Annotated in this window: 10 protein-coding genes; all 10 read right to left on the reverse strand. The window is 39.8% G+C overall.

Annotated elements, in window-relative coordinates; translation table 11 throughout:
• Positions 1-18: 18 nt before the first annotated feature.
• Positions 19-1,560 (reverse strand): fibronectin type III domain-containing protein, encoded by a 1,542-nt coding sequence (locus tag AC0KUU_RS24700; RefSeq protein ID WP_427598429.1) that lies wholly within the window; start codon positions 1,558-1,560, stop codon positions 19-21.
• Position 1,561: 1 nt separating this feature from the next.
• Entirely contained in the window at positions 1,562-1,837 is a 276-nt protein-coding gene (locus AC0KUU_RS24705; protein WP_427598431.1) for a hypothetical protein, read from the reverse strand.
• A gap of 113 nt (positions 1,838-1,950) precedes the next feature.
• On the reverse strand, positions 1,951-3,336 hold the full coding sequence (locus AC0KUU_RS24710) for a hypothetical protein (protein WP_473453440.1): 1,386 nt from the start codon (positions 3,334-3,336) through the stop codon (positions 1,951-1,953).
• 20 nt (positions 3,337-3,356) lie between these two features.
• Positions 3,357-3,944, reverse strand: coding sequence for a hypothetical protein (locus AC0KUU_RS24715; RefSeq protein ID WP_427598435.1), 588 nt, complete (start codon positions 3,942-3,944; stop codon positions 3,357-3,359).
• Positions 3,945-3,956: 12 nt separating this feature from the next.
• Positions 3,957-5,417 carry a hypothetical protein gene (locus tag AC0KUU_RS24720; RefSeq protein WP_473453442.1) on the reverse strand — a complete coding sequence of 487 codons (1,461 nt, stop codon included), beginning with the start codon at positions 5,415-5,417 and terminating at the stop codon, positions 3,957-3,959.
• Positions 5,418-5,434: 17 nt separating this feature from the next.
• On the reverse strand, positions 5,435-7,456 hold the full coding sequence (locus AC0KUU_RS24725; RefSeq protein ID WP_473453445.1) for a baseplate J/gp47 family protein: 2,022 nt from the start codon (positions 7,454-7,456) through the stop codon (positions 5,435-5,437).
• A gap of 18 nt (positions 7,457-7,474) precedes the next feature.
• Positions 7,475-8,347 carry a hypothetical protein gene (locus AC0KUU_RS24730; protein ID WP_473453447.1) on the reverse strand — a complete coding sequence of 291 codons (873 nt, stop codon included), beginning with the start codon at positions 8,345-8,347 and terminating at the stop codon, positions 7,475-7,477.
• Positions 8,340-8,900 (reverse strand): hypothetical protein, encoded by a 561-nt coding sequence (locus tag AC0KUU_RS24735; protein WP_473453449.1) that lies wholly within the window; start codon positions 8,898-8,900, stop codon positions 8,340-8,342. The genes AC0KUU_RS24730 and AC0KUU_RS24735 overlap by 8 nt, the downstream gene beginning before the upstream one ends.
• Before the next feature lie 10 nt (positions 8,901-8,910).
• Positions 8,911-9,990 carry a hypothetical protein gene (locus tag AC0KUU_RS24740; protein ID WP_473453451.1) on the reverse strand — a complete coding sequence of 360 codons (1,080 nt, stop codon included), beginning with the start codon at positions 9,988-9,990 and terminating at the stop codon, positions 8,911-8,913.
• 12 nt (positions 9,991-10,002) lie between these two features.
• Positions 10,003-13,899, reverse strand: a complete 3,897-nt coding sequence (locus AC0KUU_RS24745; RefSeq protein WP_473453453.1) for a glucosaminidase domain-containing protein — start codon at positions 13,897-13,899, stop codon at positions 10,003-10,005.
• Position 13,900 lies beyond the last annotated feature (1 nt).

A 13,900-nucleotide genomic window follows, 5' to 3' on the forward strand; every position in this document is an offset into this window, starting at 1 on the left:
TTCTTTCACTCTCCCGAATTAAGTTAATGTGGTTACAATTTTTGAAACACCGGACGTTGATAAATTTCCAGCCATATCCCGCGTGAATACTAAGATGGTGTATTCCGTAGATGGCAATAAGTCTGTGATTGTAAAACTCAATCCGACAGTGGAACCTACAGTAGTCGAGCCGACTTTGATATCATAGGCAGCCACATCGTCTGAAGTACTTTCATTCCATTGCATTTCAATACTTGTACGACTAAGGTTTTTCACCCGTAGGTTCGTAACAAGAGCTGGAGGCGTGATATCCGTTGAACTATCCTCATACACTAAGCAGTTAAATGTAGCTCTCACTTTTATATCTCCTGGCGTTATATCAATGGTTTTTGTTCCACCAGAATGAGAAATGTTCCAACGCTCATCGCCCTCTTTGTCATCTGATACACGTTTCCAGCGAAAACGAGATGCATCAAAGTCTGCTGTTACATCAGTAGCGCCGTGGTAAACCTTTGCTTCAAGCTTCGTTAAAAACTGGCCATTTTTAAAAGCCAATCCTTCACTGGATGTAATCTCCACTTTGTAAACAAGATCGTTTTTAATCTCATCTACTTTTTCATCTGCATGATCCTTCGCATTGTTTTCTGATTGATCGGCACGAACTTGTGATAAAGATTCAATGGCCTTCTCAAAACATTGAACTAATAACGAAAGAGCTGTATCTAATTCCACAAAGCCTTGCCTTACAGCTGCAGCTTCTTCAGGTGTAGCTTTCCAATCTTCGATAGCTTGATAGATAGCATCTACTAGCTCTTTGTGTTTCTTGTCATATTTCGTTTTGGCATCTTGCAAATTAAATTTTGGAGTGCCAGATAAAAACTGACTTGTGTAAATCTCGTTGTATCGTTCATCGAGCTGCGTCTTTTGAAGAGTTAATGAATCTAAGTAAGAGCGGATGTTTTTAGCTTCAAATTCCGTTATGATTCCATCACGGAAAGAGCCGTCTACATATCCTTCAGCAGCATGAATTCGCTTTTCTAAATCATCGGTTGTATTAAGTACCTCTGTTTTAATTGCATTGGCATACTCTTTTGCATTGTTTTCCGCTTTGTTTGTGCGTTTCCCAATGATGTAATCAGTAGCCAATTGCATTGCTTTTTCTAAACGAGCTGAAGCTTCATTTAGATTTAAGAAAGCTTCATCAACAGCGTTTGCTTCTTCTTTTGTAGATTTCATATCTGCGATAGCAAGGCTTATTGTCGCAAGTAATGTACGATAGCGTTCATCGTAGTTGAGCTTAGCGGCAATAAGTTCATCGCGTGTATAGCTGTCTGATAGCTCTTTATTGTCAATAAGCAAGTCGTACCGCTCTTTAGTTTTCTTGTTTGCTTCTTCTAGTAAGTTAATGCTTGCTTGGATTTTACGCGCTTCCATTTGTTCGATTACGCCATCTGAAAAAGCACCACTTATATACTGATCTAGGTCTGTGATCCGTTGATTAAGTGAATCAAAGTTACCTTCAATCGCACCATTAGGTCTGATTTCTATCCCGTGGTCTACGAGTATTGAGCGAATATCCATATCAATCTATCCTTTTAGAAACGATTTTCATATTCACGTCGTAGCCTAGTTGCCAGGTGCGAGTGTGTAACAAAACTTTTCCAGTCTCATCGAAATAAGAAAGAAGGACATAAGCGTACAAACCTTTACCTATTTTGTTTAACAGCTGAGAACGCATATAAAGCGTGCGGTCTTTTCGATAATATTCAACGACTGTATAGATGCCTTCTTCATCGGGCTCTAGTGCTTCGGAATTGAAATCATCGTCTACTGCTAACTCTGGTAAGTTTTGAGCCATATGCAACCCACTCCTTTCTAGTAATATAGTAATGGTTCTTTAGACCTATGTATATTATAAAATAAAAAACGAATTCCTTCTCTATCTTTTTAGGGAGGAATTCGTTTTTTATTTTATGGTTGCGGAATTAATACTTTGGATGAAATTAATCCCGTTGTTGGATCGTAGTCAAGTGCATAGCGTTCTGTTTTTATAATCTCTGTACCCGCCGTATTGTAGAAGTCAATTCGCATACGTCGGAAATAGCCACGAGCATCATAGTTTTCTAAATTCGTTTCCATGTACAATGTGCCGTTCTTCCGCTTGTACTGAACTTTTTTCCACGTATACGTTGGCATATCCATATCAGAAGAGTAAATATCGAAAAAGCCGATATCCTCATCATTCGGTACATACTGATACGATTGTTTTACATAATACGCAATATCGAATTTTCCGCGATATGTTCCTGTATTAAATACGACGATTTCATTTGCTCGTTTCTCAACAGATATTTCACCGACATCAGCCGCCTTATCTGTTGGCACGGGAGGAATAACCACATAATTCGTTGTTCCTAAGTAGTGAGAAATGACGCGTCCTGACGGACCACCAAAGTAATCTTCCGAATGGTGAAGGCTTCGGTTATTTACTTCGGATTTACGATAATAAAACTCATCATGCTGATGTTCTTCTGGTGTATAGAGTGAAATGTTTCGGAACCAATAAAACCAAATCTTCTCTCCACCTTTAAGCGGATCGTGGAATTTAAAGGTTGTTGAATCCACTTCTGCATATTCACTCTCTGGCTGTGGCAACCAATCTTTATGAACGAATAAGGTTTTCTTTTTAGGTGTATAAGGAGTCGGCACTTTAAATATTTGTTGCCCTGGCTTCGCAATAATAGGATACGATAGCTTTTCTATAAAAGAAGAGTTAGGGTCTTCAGCTCCAGTTGTACCATCCAAGAAACGCACTTGTTTCTCAAAGATAACCTCTTCTTTAAATGTTGCCTTTCCTCTAAAGATAGCGCTATTGGCTACTTCGAGTGTGTTGATACCTAAATTACGAGACGTTAAATCTGTTTGTTTAAAAGGTACACCCATCGGCGGTACATTTACGTAGCCTAGTAACAAATGTGTGTTTCGGTTAGGGTTTGGTGCTGGCGTTGTGCTGCCGCCCGTACCAGGAACAACCACATAAGTTGCTGGAATACCTTCTTGGCCAAACTGATAAACCAAATAAATGCTGTCAACACGTGGGTTTCCTTCATTCAAATCGTTCGGCTCAATGTTTACAACATCCATTACATCTTGATCTTCCTCAATCTTCGCACCAGAAGGAGATACAGCAACACTTGATGTATAGCCACCTTTAGAAAGTGTAACTGTAAAATCCTCGCTCCCTAATTGCAGGCGATAACCAGCTAAAACACATGGACCTGTAATGTCGCGGAATCGCTTATTAAGAGCTTCCGAGGTCGCTCGTTCACGAAATTCAATATCGATATGTTGTGCCATCTATGCTCAACTCCTTTTCATTAAGCTTGCGGATCTGTATTAAGAGGAATCTCTTCATAAGAAACTGGAATTTCAGCGGCTTTTGTAAAGCTGAATACCCAACGAATTTCAATTCCCGTACCTTGTTCAATCTTTAAACGTACTGTCGGGAATGTGATACGAGCAAAGATTGTGCGGTTTAATGTGCCTTCTTCTTCAAACAACATAACCGCTTCGTTCACATCATCATTGACCTCATCACAAATCAATGTTTCTACATATTCAACTTCTGTACGAGATAAGCGCTTATACGCATTTAATGGCTTATCTAAAAGCTTCACAGCAATATCCATATCCTTATCGTTTACAGTAAGAGGGTTTAATGGATCACCGTCTGGAAAAGATTTAGCTCCACCTTTTCCCCAACGGATATACTTTAATTTTTTCTTCTTTGCACCAATTAGCAAATCAATTAACGAACCGCGTCCGTCTTCTACAATCAAATTGTTTTTAGTGAAAGAAATGTATTCGCGTTCACCGTTCTCCCCTATCTTAAAGGGGCGAACGGTAACTGTACCGATACCTGAAAAACCATCATTGAATTCTTGTGTTTGCAATTGCCCATTCATATGCTTTCCTCCTTAAAGTGCAGTAGTATCTATTGGCAAAGTGAAAAGTGAGTACGTATTTAGGACTTTTGACCTACTCTTATAATACAGCTTACCGCTTCCGTTTGCATTATGTGTAAACGAAATAATTGGAGCATTTGGATTGTTTGCTATCGTCTCAACTAACTCATAGGGTCCATCAATAGTAGCTGAGCCATAAAGCTCAAAATGAGTCGCTGTATCTTTGTTAGGAGCTGCACTAAAGCGGATGGCTCCTGTATCTGGAACCTTTGTCGCTTTGAACTGTCTTGGTATCACCAATTTGTAATGCTTGATGTATACTCTCTCTCCAGTCTTCGCACCATCCTTTACGTTTTTAGGATAGGTTTTGATACTGATAATCTCATTAGCAGGAGGGTCATCGTACTGCAAGTTTAGGTTATAAAAGAATGCTGTATCGTAACGCCCGTATAAGTCGAGCGGAAATTCTTTAAACTTCATGGTTACCTTTGAAACGTTAGCTCTCATTTCCGGTTGTAGCTGATCACCACGATTATAATAAATTGTAGGGAAGCGCCACATTGGAACCGGATAAGGATCGTGACGGATGATATCGTAAAAAATCATAAAATCTGTTTGCGATTCTTTTACCTCATTCAACAACGTCCGCACAATATTGACTTTGATTTTGTCGGGTATTAGTTCCTCTGGTAAACTCACAATGAATTTAAAAGGGGAGATTACCCACTCTTTATAGAGCTGCTTCTTCCGTCCAGAAATCGTCGGACTCTTATGATCCTCTAACTTAAATTGCTCCCACTTTGTTGCTAATTGAATGCCTTCTCGTATGGATTTAATCGTCATGTCACCTTGAAACACACGCATGAAAGCTTCTAATACATCCCGATATTCAAAACGTGGTAAGAGCGGCCCTGCTTGAATAGAGAAGCGTGTACCAAAGTTTTTCTCCAACGTATTTTCGTTGTATTTGATATCAAAAGCATGAAGATAATGAACTGATTGTTTTCGCTTCTGCACGTAATTAGGTAGTAGGTACAGTCGGTTTGAACGTAAGAAGTAATCTTCATATAAACGGAGCGGCTGCTTATCGCTAAAGTTTACAAACAGTCGCATTGCATACACCATAGGTTCCGGCGCATTGTCTTTATAATTAAAAACGAGCGACACAAACTTTTGCTCTTTATCCATGTACTGTATTTGTTGTTCAAAGCTCATACGCGAGAGCACACGCGCTGTCGTTAAGTCATACATACCGTCATCGATGTTTATCTTAAAATAGGGAATGGTGCTCAATGTTCTTGTTGTGGTAATGTGACTTGAATCTTCTGCTTCATTCATCAATTCCCATACATAATTAATGGTTTTAGCGTACACCTGAACTAGCTTTAATAAATTATTGTCCACCGGAAGGAAGTCTTGATAAAAGCTAGGCAGCGAATAAAGTATTTGATCGTACTGATCTTTGCTGAACATGGCATTCCCTCCGTTTCTTAGTGATGTACTTGATAGTCAATCGGTGTACTTTTCGTTAAATCAATAAGCCAGTCGAATAAGTCTTTTGGCTTTAAACCGCCTAGATTGTCTGTATTTGTGATGTACAGCATGACCGATACATACACAAGGAAATGGAGAATGTTTTCAACGTTTGTTTCTTCTTCTCCAGGATTCGCAATGTTCTCATAAAGATCAATTAAATCCTCTACTTCTTTTTCTGTATAGGTAATATCTTCGTTAATTGTAAAGTTTCCTAGCTCAAAATATTGGTTAGCAGGCGTTGTCCATCGAGCAGGGGAGAGGCGCTGAATTGAGTTAACATATGCTAGCATCCGCTTGGCAATATTGAAGTACTGCACTTTCTTTCCCCATGTATGGTCACGGAACGATATGTTTTGCCATACACCTTTTTCGATATTTTGATAGGTTAATAAATGCATCGCGTCAAAGAAATCGTAAATGGTTACGTTGTCTCTGTAATAGGGAATCCATTTCTTAAAGTAAACAGATTCTTCTTGGATTGCTTTAATAAAATTCCGTTTCTCTTCGTTTAAGCAGTAGTAGAGGAAGCGGTTATCATAATCTGTCACAAGGAATTGGGAAGGAAGAGAAATATAATCAACTTTTGTATCAACAGAATCGTCACCAAACTGATAGATTGGTTCTGCTAAATCGGAAAACTGAATTTCTTCTCCTGTTTGAAGGTCATTGATCCAACGGAATAAACGTTGGCGAATGACACTTTTATCTTTTAATTGAATACCTGTGACATTTTGTAATTTCATAATCATAGAAGCATGGACATATTTTTTACGTGCTTCTTTTAAAAGAACATCACTAGCAGGAGGGCGGTTATCTGCTGTGTAAAGAGCATCATTAATTGTTTCAAATAGCTTATTATAACGGTATCTTACCGTCACTGTGTCCTCTTCATTTAAACGACTATCTTTCACGACTACCCATGAATCTTCACTTAATGTACCAATCGTTTCGGGATCTTCATGTTTAAGAAGTAAGAAGTCTCGAACAACGAAAAACGTTTCATCTAAATCCGGATCTGTGTATCGTGGGGATGAAAACGTGATTTCCACAATGTCATACGTTGGGTGCTTAGATAGCGGAACAATTAATTCGTTATCTTTTGTTTTGGTAAGCTGCTTCGTATCTGCAAATTCTTCTAACTGGAATCCACGAATATGAAGGTCAATTTTGCCTCCCCAATGTACATTAGGGTCAGCTGCAGAACTAAAACGTCCTGGAGGCGTTACACCAATAATGTCACGTTGCATTAAAGGGTGTCCCATACCCGCTACTGTTATATCTTTTACTTCAGGAAAGCTTTTAGCAAATGTAATCCAGCCACGCTCAACGCCGAGGTTTGGTGTGCCTCCACGTTCCTTAATTCGGTTAGCGAAGTCTTCATTTGTCTCTTTGTCTTTTCCATCTTTAAATGCAATCTCATTCGATACTTCCGCTAAGTGAGGAAGAGGAGTGACTAAGCTTGTAATATCATTTTCATTAACGTTGTATTTTGCACCTGTATTTTCTGATTCAAACTTAACAGGTACAAGAAAACGAAACGTGTCTGGATCATAATAAGCTGCTAAATCATTTTCATCTAAAATAACAGTTTCGGTACTTCGGAAGCGGTACCCTTGTTTAGATTCAGCTTGTGTGCCTGCTCGAACTTGAATAACACCATTAGCGGGAACGTCATCGAATTTCAATGTGACATAGCCAGTTGAGTATTCACCGGGCTCCCGGTACATAAAGAACCTCGAAGCCAAGCTATCCATTTCTTCTTCTGTCATTAGTGACGCATTATCTAAACTTTGCGTTAGCTTGATACGATCCGCTTGCTCAATCAATGGTGTAAGTAGTTTGATATGAGGCAAGCCGAACATTTCCATAAACGCACCGTAATCACTGATATCTAAATTAGGAAACTCACTTCGTAACAGCTCTTTCATATAGGTTTGAACAATTTCTTCTTTATTGGATAAATCGTTCGTAGCCATGGTATTCCCTCCCTTTGATTAAATGGTAAAGTGAAAGATTTCGTCTTCTAAAGGTGTGATGATCCGCAACTTCACAATCACGATGAGTGGATTTTTCGTTGAGCGTGATACGTCCTCTACCAGCAAGTTTTGAAGAACTTCTTCATCCGACAATTCCATAATGCGGTCTTGCTGCTGAGTGAGATAAGCATCTTCAATTGTTGAGACTTCCATCCGAATCGTATTAAATAATTGCTCATCGTCATTCGAGTTTTCAATTAATCTTCTTTTTACCTTTGTACCATAATCTTTATCTAAAATGTGGCTGCCTTCTTCTGTTAAAAAATCTTTAATGACACGTTGGGCAATTTGCAAAACACCTTTCATGGTTTTGAACTCACCACTTTGATTAAAGATGTCAATGAACCATCCTTTTCCTCCGCATACAGGACAGTCTGCTAACGCATAGTAATCGTACTCAACCGCATTGTATTTAACTTCTGCTTTGACACGATACTTGATTGGAGGCTTGATAGACCATTTAATCCGGTTATGTAACGTTGGCTCGTAATAACCGGGAGGCAGCGGTTCAGACTCGTTTTTACCAACTTTAAAGAACTTTCCGTAGTTGATGATAAAAGCTTCCTTCTCATCGTAATACGACTCTCCTGGATTGGTAGAATCGTATGTTTGTGTACGCATGTAGTTGTCATAATAAAAGTCGATAATCTCCGCATCATCTTTATCATAATTTAAGACACGCACTTCAAAGATTTTTAAAACGACACCACCGTTAATGATGATGTCAATTAAATCGCCGCTATTTTCTACATCTAATGTGACTACTTCTCCAGCACGTGATGAGCGCTTTATCCGATGATCGCATATATGAAAATAAGAAAACTTATCCAATAGGTTCACGCTCCTTAACAAATTGCTCATAGTATTTACCCATTTCAAAATCAGCGATGTCATCAGGTGAGTATTGGTGAATGGTGAAGAAGTCTTGTACATAAACCGCTGTTTCTAATATCTTAATTCGTGTATCTGTTATTTTTAGTTTGTTTGACCATACCTTTGCTTCCTTTGCTTTCTCGATTAAACGAAGCTGCAGTTCAGCGATGGAGCGGTCAATGTCTTCGATAGATTTTTTAGAATCTGTAATTTGTTTAACAGACTCTGTTCTGACTTCTGGAAAGACCGTACTATCTTGATGGACTTTGTATAAAGGAATCCATGGCTCTGTTCGTTTGTACCAAAGTTCAGCTTTCTTATGAGAATTTTGGTTCTGATACTTCCGGAATCTCACAAACATAACCTTGAGAGAATAAACCTTATCGTCGTATTCTGTTTGAGCCAAATCCCTATGCACACGAATCGATTCTAATGAATTATTCACAAAGTCCTTATCGTTTTCTTTTAATACGAGAATTGCTTGTTTGAACATATCAAGTGTGATATCCATTCGTAATCACCTACTTTGTTCTTTCTTCATAAAACCATTTCAACATAGGTAAAAGGTCATATTTTTTGTCATCTTCTCCACATACAATTTTACCATCTTTTGTGAGAGCGATTTCGGTCTTTTTCACGTCTTCGCCTACTATTCTTTCAAGTGTCACCGACACTTCTTCCGGTGATACAGATAGGGTTGTCTGTGATTCAGATGTTTGAGTCAAGATGGTTTTACGTCCAGCTTTCGATAGAGTTTTTGTTTGCTTTACACCGTCTTTTGCAAACTCTTCTTTTGAAAACAATTCCGCTCCGTCCACTTCATCTGAAAGTGTTTCACCTGTTTCGTTAAATACATGGCCCATCTGTTGAATGTAGATCCGTGGCTTAGGAGTAAACTGAATAGAGCCAGTGTCTTTCTTTAGGATTTTTTCTAAGAATTCTTCTTCATCAGCTGCTACAATTTGTTCCGTTGTATCAGTACGTTCCTCAAACTCAAAGTAATAGAAGGTACGTTTATCATCATGCGAATCCATAGAAGCGGGACCAAAATAGCGGCGCCCGTTACTAATTTCTTCACGAATACGATCAGCCATTAATTCAAACTCACCTGTTTGTTGGGAAAGACCGAAGCGATGGAGAAGGGAGGTACCGATTTCGACATCACCTGCATTTTTAAAGAAGGCATAAGCACCGCCAGCAGAACGAATTAAATGTTCCCCGCCTTGAATATTCCGTAAAGATAACACTTCATCGATAACGCCTGGAGAAGCGGTCAATCTCATTTCTCCGTTTTCGCTATAGATTTTCGGAAGCGTTAATTGAATAGGGAGTAAGTAAGCTTGGCGTTCGGGTCCCCAAAATAGTATTGCTGTTGTCTCATTCATAGGAGGGGAGATAATCCCCGTGTTAAAGTACATAGAAGGAAACAATACCGGCACATCGTCACGGTATTGTTTCGAAGTAAGTGTGAATACGCGTGCCACTAAACGTTCACGGTCATAACTAATAATTTTGGCCATTTCGAAAATAGAATCTTTATCTGCATGTAATTCATCAAGCATTTGTGTATAGTAGCTATTTCTCTTTTGACGATCAGACATACGTATCACCCCTTAAAAGTTTGTTTTTAATAGCATCTTCACGAAGAAGTCAGCAGACTTATCGACAATGCCTTTTAATTTCTTTTTACGATCTTTTACAATTGGAGGCGCACCATCATACAAATTAACAATTTTGTCATGTAAATCGTTTGATGAAAATTCGCTATTCCATGATGTTGTATAATCGTTTTCCTTCCCGACTGCAGAAGAATAAAGACGGCTAAGTGTAGGTAAACGACGAGCATCTTCAATCACTTCATCACTCTTGTCATGAAGCGCCTTTAGCTCTTTTCGCATAGCGTCCATATTTTTCTTTTCGATTACTTCTCCAAAGTCAGAAGCTTTCGCATTCGACTTTCCTACGAAAATATTATCCTCAATATCGTCATAGTCTTTAGCGGAACGAACGAACCCTCCTGAGACAGTTGAGAACGCTCCCTGTTGGAACGAACCGTTATGAGATACCTTAGTTATATAAAAGACCATATCGCGTCTAGTAGGCTCAAGCCATGCATTGTATCCCGGTCTTAAAAATGGCATGCACGTTGATAAAGCAACACTTAAACTATGAGATTCAGCACGATACAATTGCATAATGTATTTTGCGTACAGTTCGATTAATACATCAGCATTTAACGTAGAGTTTGAATCTTCTTTTTTCTCATCAGCAGGTGGAGTGACTGCACCACCGCCGCTACCTCCGTCATCTGGTTTATCTGCACCTGCATCTTCACCCGGATTGGTTTTGTCACTATCCGGCTTCTTATAAGGTGGGCCATCTTTCGGTTTATCTTCTAGCCCTGGTAATGGTGTAGGTTTTGTTGGGTCAGTAACCTTTATAGGGTTTTTTAACTGATCCTCAAAGCCGCCAGGGAACGAGATAGGATTATCTTTAGATGCTATGGTGAATGATCTTTGCGCTTGTGCTTGCTGTGAGTCATCTGTATTGCCATTATCCGTATTGCCGCTATCTGCATTATCTGTATTGGTTTGGTCTGTTGGAGCTGCAGTTGGGTTTTGGATATCGTAACGAATCAACAATTGCTCTGATACTTTTAAATTCACTTTATATAAACGTTCTTCATCAGACATAATCGGTTTATATGAAGACTGGTACTCACCACTACCACCACCTAAACCGCCTGCTTGTGCAGCTGTTGTATCGGCGTTTTGAACAAATGTACGGTGCGGATCATCCTTCAACATATTTCCGTTTGCACTACTTGTATATTTGTTGATGATTTTATCTACATAATTGCCGACACCCTTATCAAGATGATTACGTACGACTGAAAAATCAGTGGAGCCAGCTTTCTTAACAGCATCTTCAAGCGGCTTCGTTTCTCCTAAATATAATGTCGCAATGGCGAATGTGTATTTTTTCGAGAACTTACTTAATCCTTTAGACATCAAGAGTGTTCCATGTTTTACGTTTACTTCCGCGTCATAGCAGTTGTTTTTCCCAATGCCTGACGTTGCGACAATGTAGTTTTTAGGAACGCCCATTAGCCCGTAATGATCACCGGATTTATATTTCTCTTTCCAGCTTGATGTTTCTTCAATAACCACACAAAGCAAGTTCGCATTAATGCCATTAGGTCTTGAAGAAATGAGCGGCTTGTAATCCTTTCCGTATTTCGGCAACCCGTATGTGAGTTTCGAATTAGCAAAGGAATGTACATCTACAGGTTTCGGAGTATTTAAGTCTTTTAAATAATCTTTTAAAGAAGTAGATACTTTTAAATCACTTGATACGTATCGTGTTGTGAAGGTATATCCACCTGTTGCTGCATAAGGGGTACCGATGTAAATGTTGCCACCGCCACCACCACCAGAACCTCCTTGGATAGCGCCAGCCGAGCCACCTTGAGCACCTGCAGCTGTACCCGAACCTTTCATAATGTCCGCAATTTTTGTGTGCCAACCTGGATCAGTTGCATAGTTATGTTTGCCGCTTGGAGAAAAACGCATCGTGTAAAGGGTTTGTTGTCCCTTATCGTAATAATTTTTGCGAATCCAAACAGCTCCTTGAATAATACCTGCGTCCGGTCCCGACCATGTACTTGCACTACTAAAAGGAGAGGAATCAAATGCAGCAATCCCGAAGAAGTTGTATTTTTTCTTTGCGATGTTTGATCTTCCCCATCCAGTTTCGTGAGCAGCATGAGCTACGATATAAATAGGATCTAAGCCTGATTGTTTAGCAGCTTCAGCAAAAGCCGCTCCACGATTATACATAACGCCATCTTTAGGAGCTCTGCTGTTAATCCATTGGTTTAATTGTGCGGCACTCCAGTTACTTTGGTTACGTAAGTTTTGGTTTACATATTCTTGCGTAGAACCACTGCCTGAAGGTAATGAACTTCCGGTATTGCTACTATTGCTCATATCGCCACCGCTACTACCGCCACTAGCAGGAGCTTGCCCTCTAGGACTTAGACCACCAAGCACTTTAATCGTGTCAGTATTGCTTCTTCCTTTATTTTCAATTAAATCGATGTGCCAGTCCTCACCCTTGCCGATGGCAGATTTATACAATCCGTATTTAGCAAGATCGCCGTCACGTAAAGGTCTTAACCAACCGGGGCCAACGTCTACAGCCGTACCAATTTCGTGATTGGATTTCCCTGGCGTAGCGGCTAAGTTTGGTTTACGTCTTTTTACATCTACTTGTTGAGCATATGTACGCCCACCGTCTGTAATGGAAATCGGTTTATTTCCATTTGCTTGAGATAGCTTAACAAGACGTTCCATTAGAATCGGATGAATGTTGGTTTGTCCCGAAATTAAAGGATGAGATAGCTTCGGCCATTTAACCCCGCCTGCAGGACCATCAGCTACACCTGTAGATTGGAACATGCCGTCACTACCGAAAATACCTTCTCCACCGCCGCTATCTCCACCAGCAGCAGCTCCACCTGTCGGGTCTGCTTGTGCCATCGCGATTTCGATAACTTCTGAGAAGTATTCGCCTTCGCCTGGCAACCCGATGTATAAGCCCATGGGAATTTTCATGATGTTGCCTGCTCCAAGAGAAGGGTGTCCACGTCTAGCGATATCTTGTTGGCCACCAATTGCAAGAACACGTGTCGGCTCATTTTCCCAATCATTAAAACCTGTTGCTTCAGCGACAACCGCTTCATCAAGGATATGAGCTTTCATGATTTGATCGCTCCAAGAAGGCGTCTTAATGCGGAAAGCACCGTCACGATCTTGATAGAATTCAAACATCATTTGCTGAAGAACCTGATTCAGATACACATAAAACGATTCAATTTGAGTTGAACGTACAAATGTGAAGGAATCTAAATAACCGGCATCACGGAACTCTTTAATCACTTCAGACATAACTTTGAAGCGGTCTTCAAGCTTTGCCCATGTATACGTAGAATCACTACTCATGTGGTAACCTTTGCTCATGATTTCAAATAAAGATTTGATTAATTCTTCAATGGCTTTATCTTTCATCATGAGCTCAGCTTTCGTACTCTGCATAGAAGCCATGCCTTCTACATCAATATTTTGCGCTTCGTAGCGGAAACGTTGGATGTAATCAAAACTTTCTTCTTGTCCGATTAAGAAGGGGATAGGGATGTCTAGCCAGTGATAGAATCCTTTGCATTGGAACGTGATTTCACCTGTATCTGTTCGTGCGTCTCCCCACGAACGATTCATAATTTCTCCTTCAAATACAATGGCGAATTTTCCGCTGAATACGTTACGAGCAAAGATACGAACTTGTGTTAAATATCCTTTCCATTCTTCCAGCTCTTTTGTGCGATACATGGTAAGAGAAGCAGTAGCATCAGATAGACGTAAACCGCATTCCGCATTCCATATTTTGATGTACGGATCCATTCGCACATCATCAAAATAAATTCGATAATCACTTGATTGAAGTATCTTCAAT

It is taken from the genome of Priestia sp. ST2 (assembly GCF_055810735.1).

What these genes read in the sequence shown, in the direction of transcription:
- AC0KUU_RS24705 (WP_427598431.1), bottom strand. Translation starts at nt 1,837, where the DNA reads ATGGCTCAAAACTTACCAGAGTTAGCAGTAGACGATGATTTCAATTCC.
- AC0KUU_RS24740 (WP_473453451.1), bottom strand. Translation starts at nt 9,990, where the DNA reads ATGTCTGATCGTCAAAAGAGAAATAGCTACTATACACAAATGCTTGAT.
- AC0KUU_RS24715 (WP_427598435.1), bottom strand. Translation starts at nt 3,944, where the DNA reads ATGAATGGGCAATTGCAAACACAAGAATTCAATGATGGTTTTTCAGGT.
- AC0KUU_RS24700 (WP_427598429.1), bottom strand. Translation starts at nt 1,560, where the DNA reads ATGGATATTCGCTCAATACTCGTAGACCACGGGATAGAAATCAGACCT.
- AC0KUU_RS24710 (WP_473453440.1), bottom strand. Translation starts at nt 3,336, where the DNA reads ATGGCACAACATATCGATATTGAATTTCGTGAACGAGCGACCTCGGAA.
- AC0KUU_RS24720 (WP_473453442.1), bottom strand. Translation starts at nt 5,417, where the DNA reads ATGTTCAGCAAAGATCAGTACGATCAAATACTTTATTCGCTGCCTAGC.
- AC0KUU_RS24735 (WP_473453449.1), bottom strand. Translation starts at nt 8,900, where the DNA reads ATGGATATCACACTTGATATGTTCAAACAAGCAATTCTCGTATTAAAA.
- AC0KUU_RS24725 (WP_473453445.1), bottom strand. Translation starts at nt 7,456, where the DNA reads ATGGCTACGAACGATTTATCCAATAAAGAAGAAATTGTTCAAACCTAT.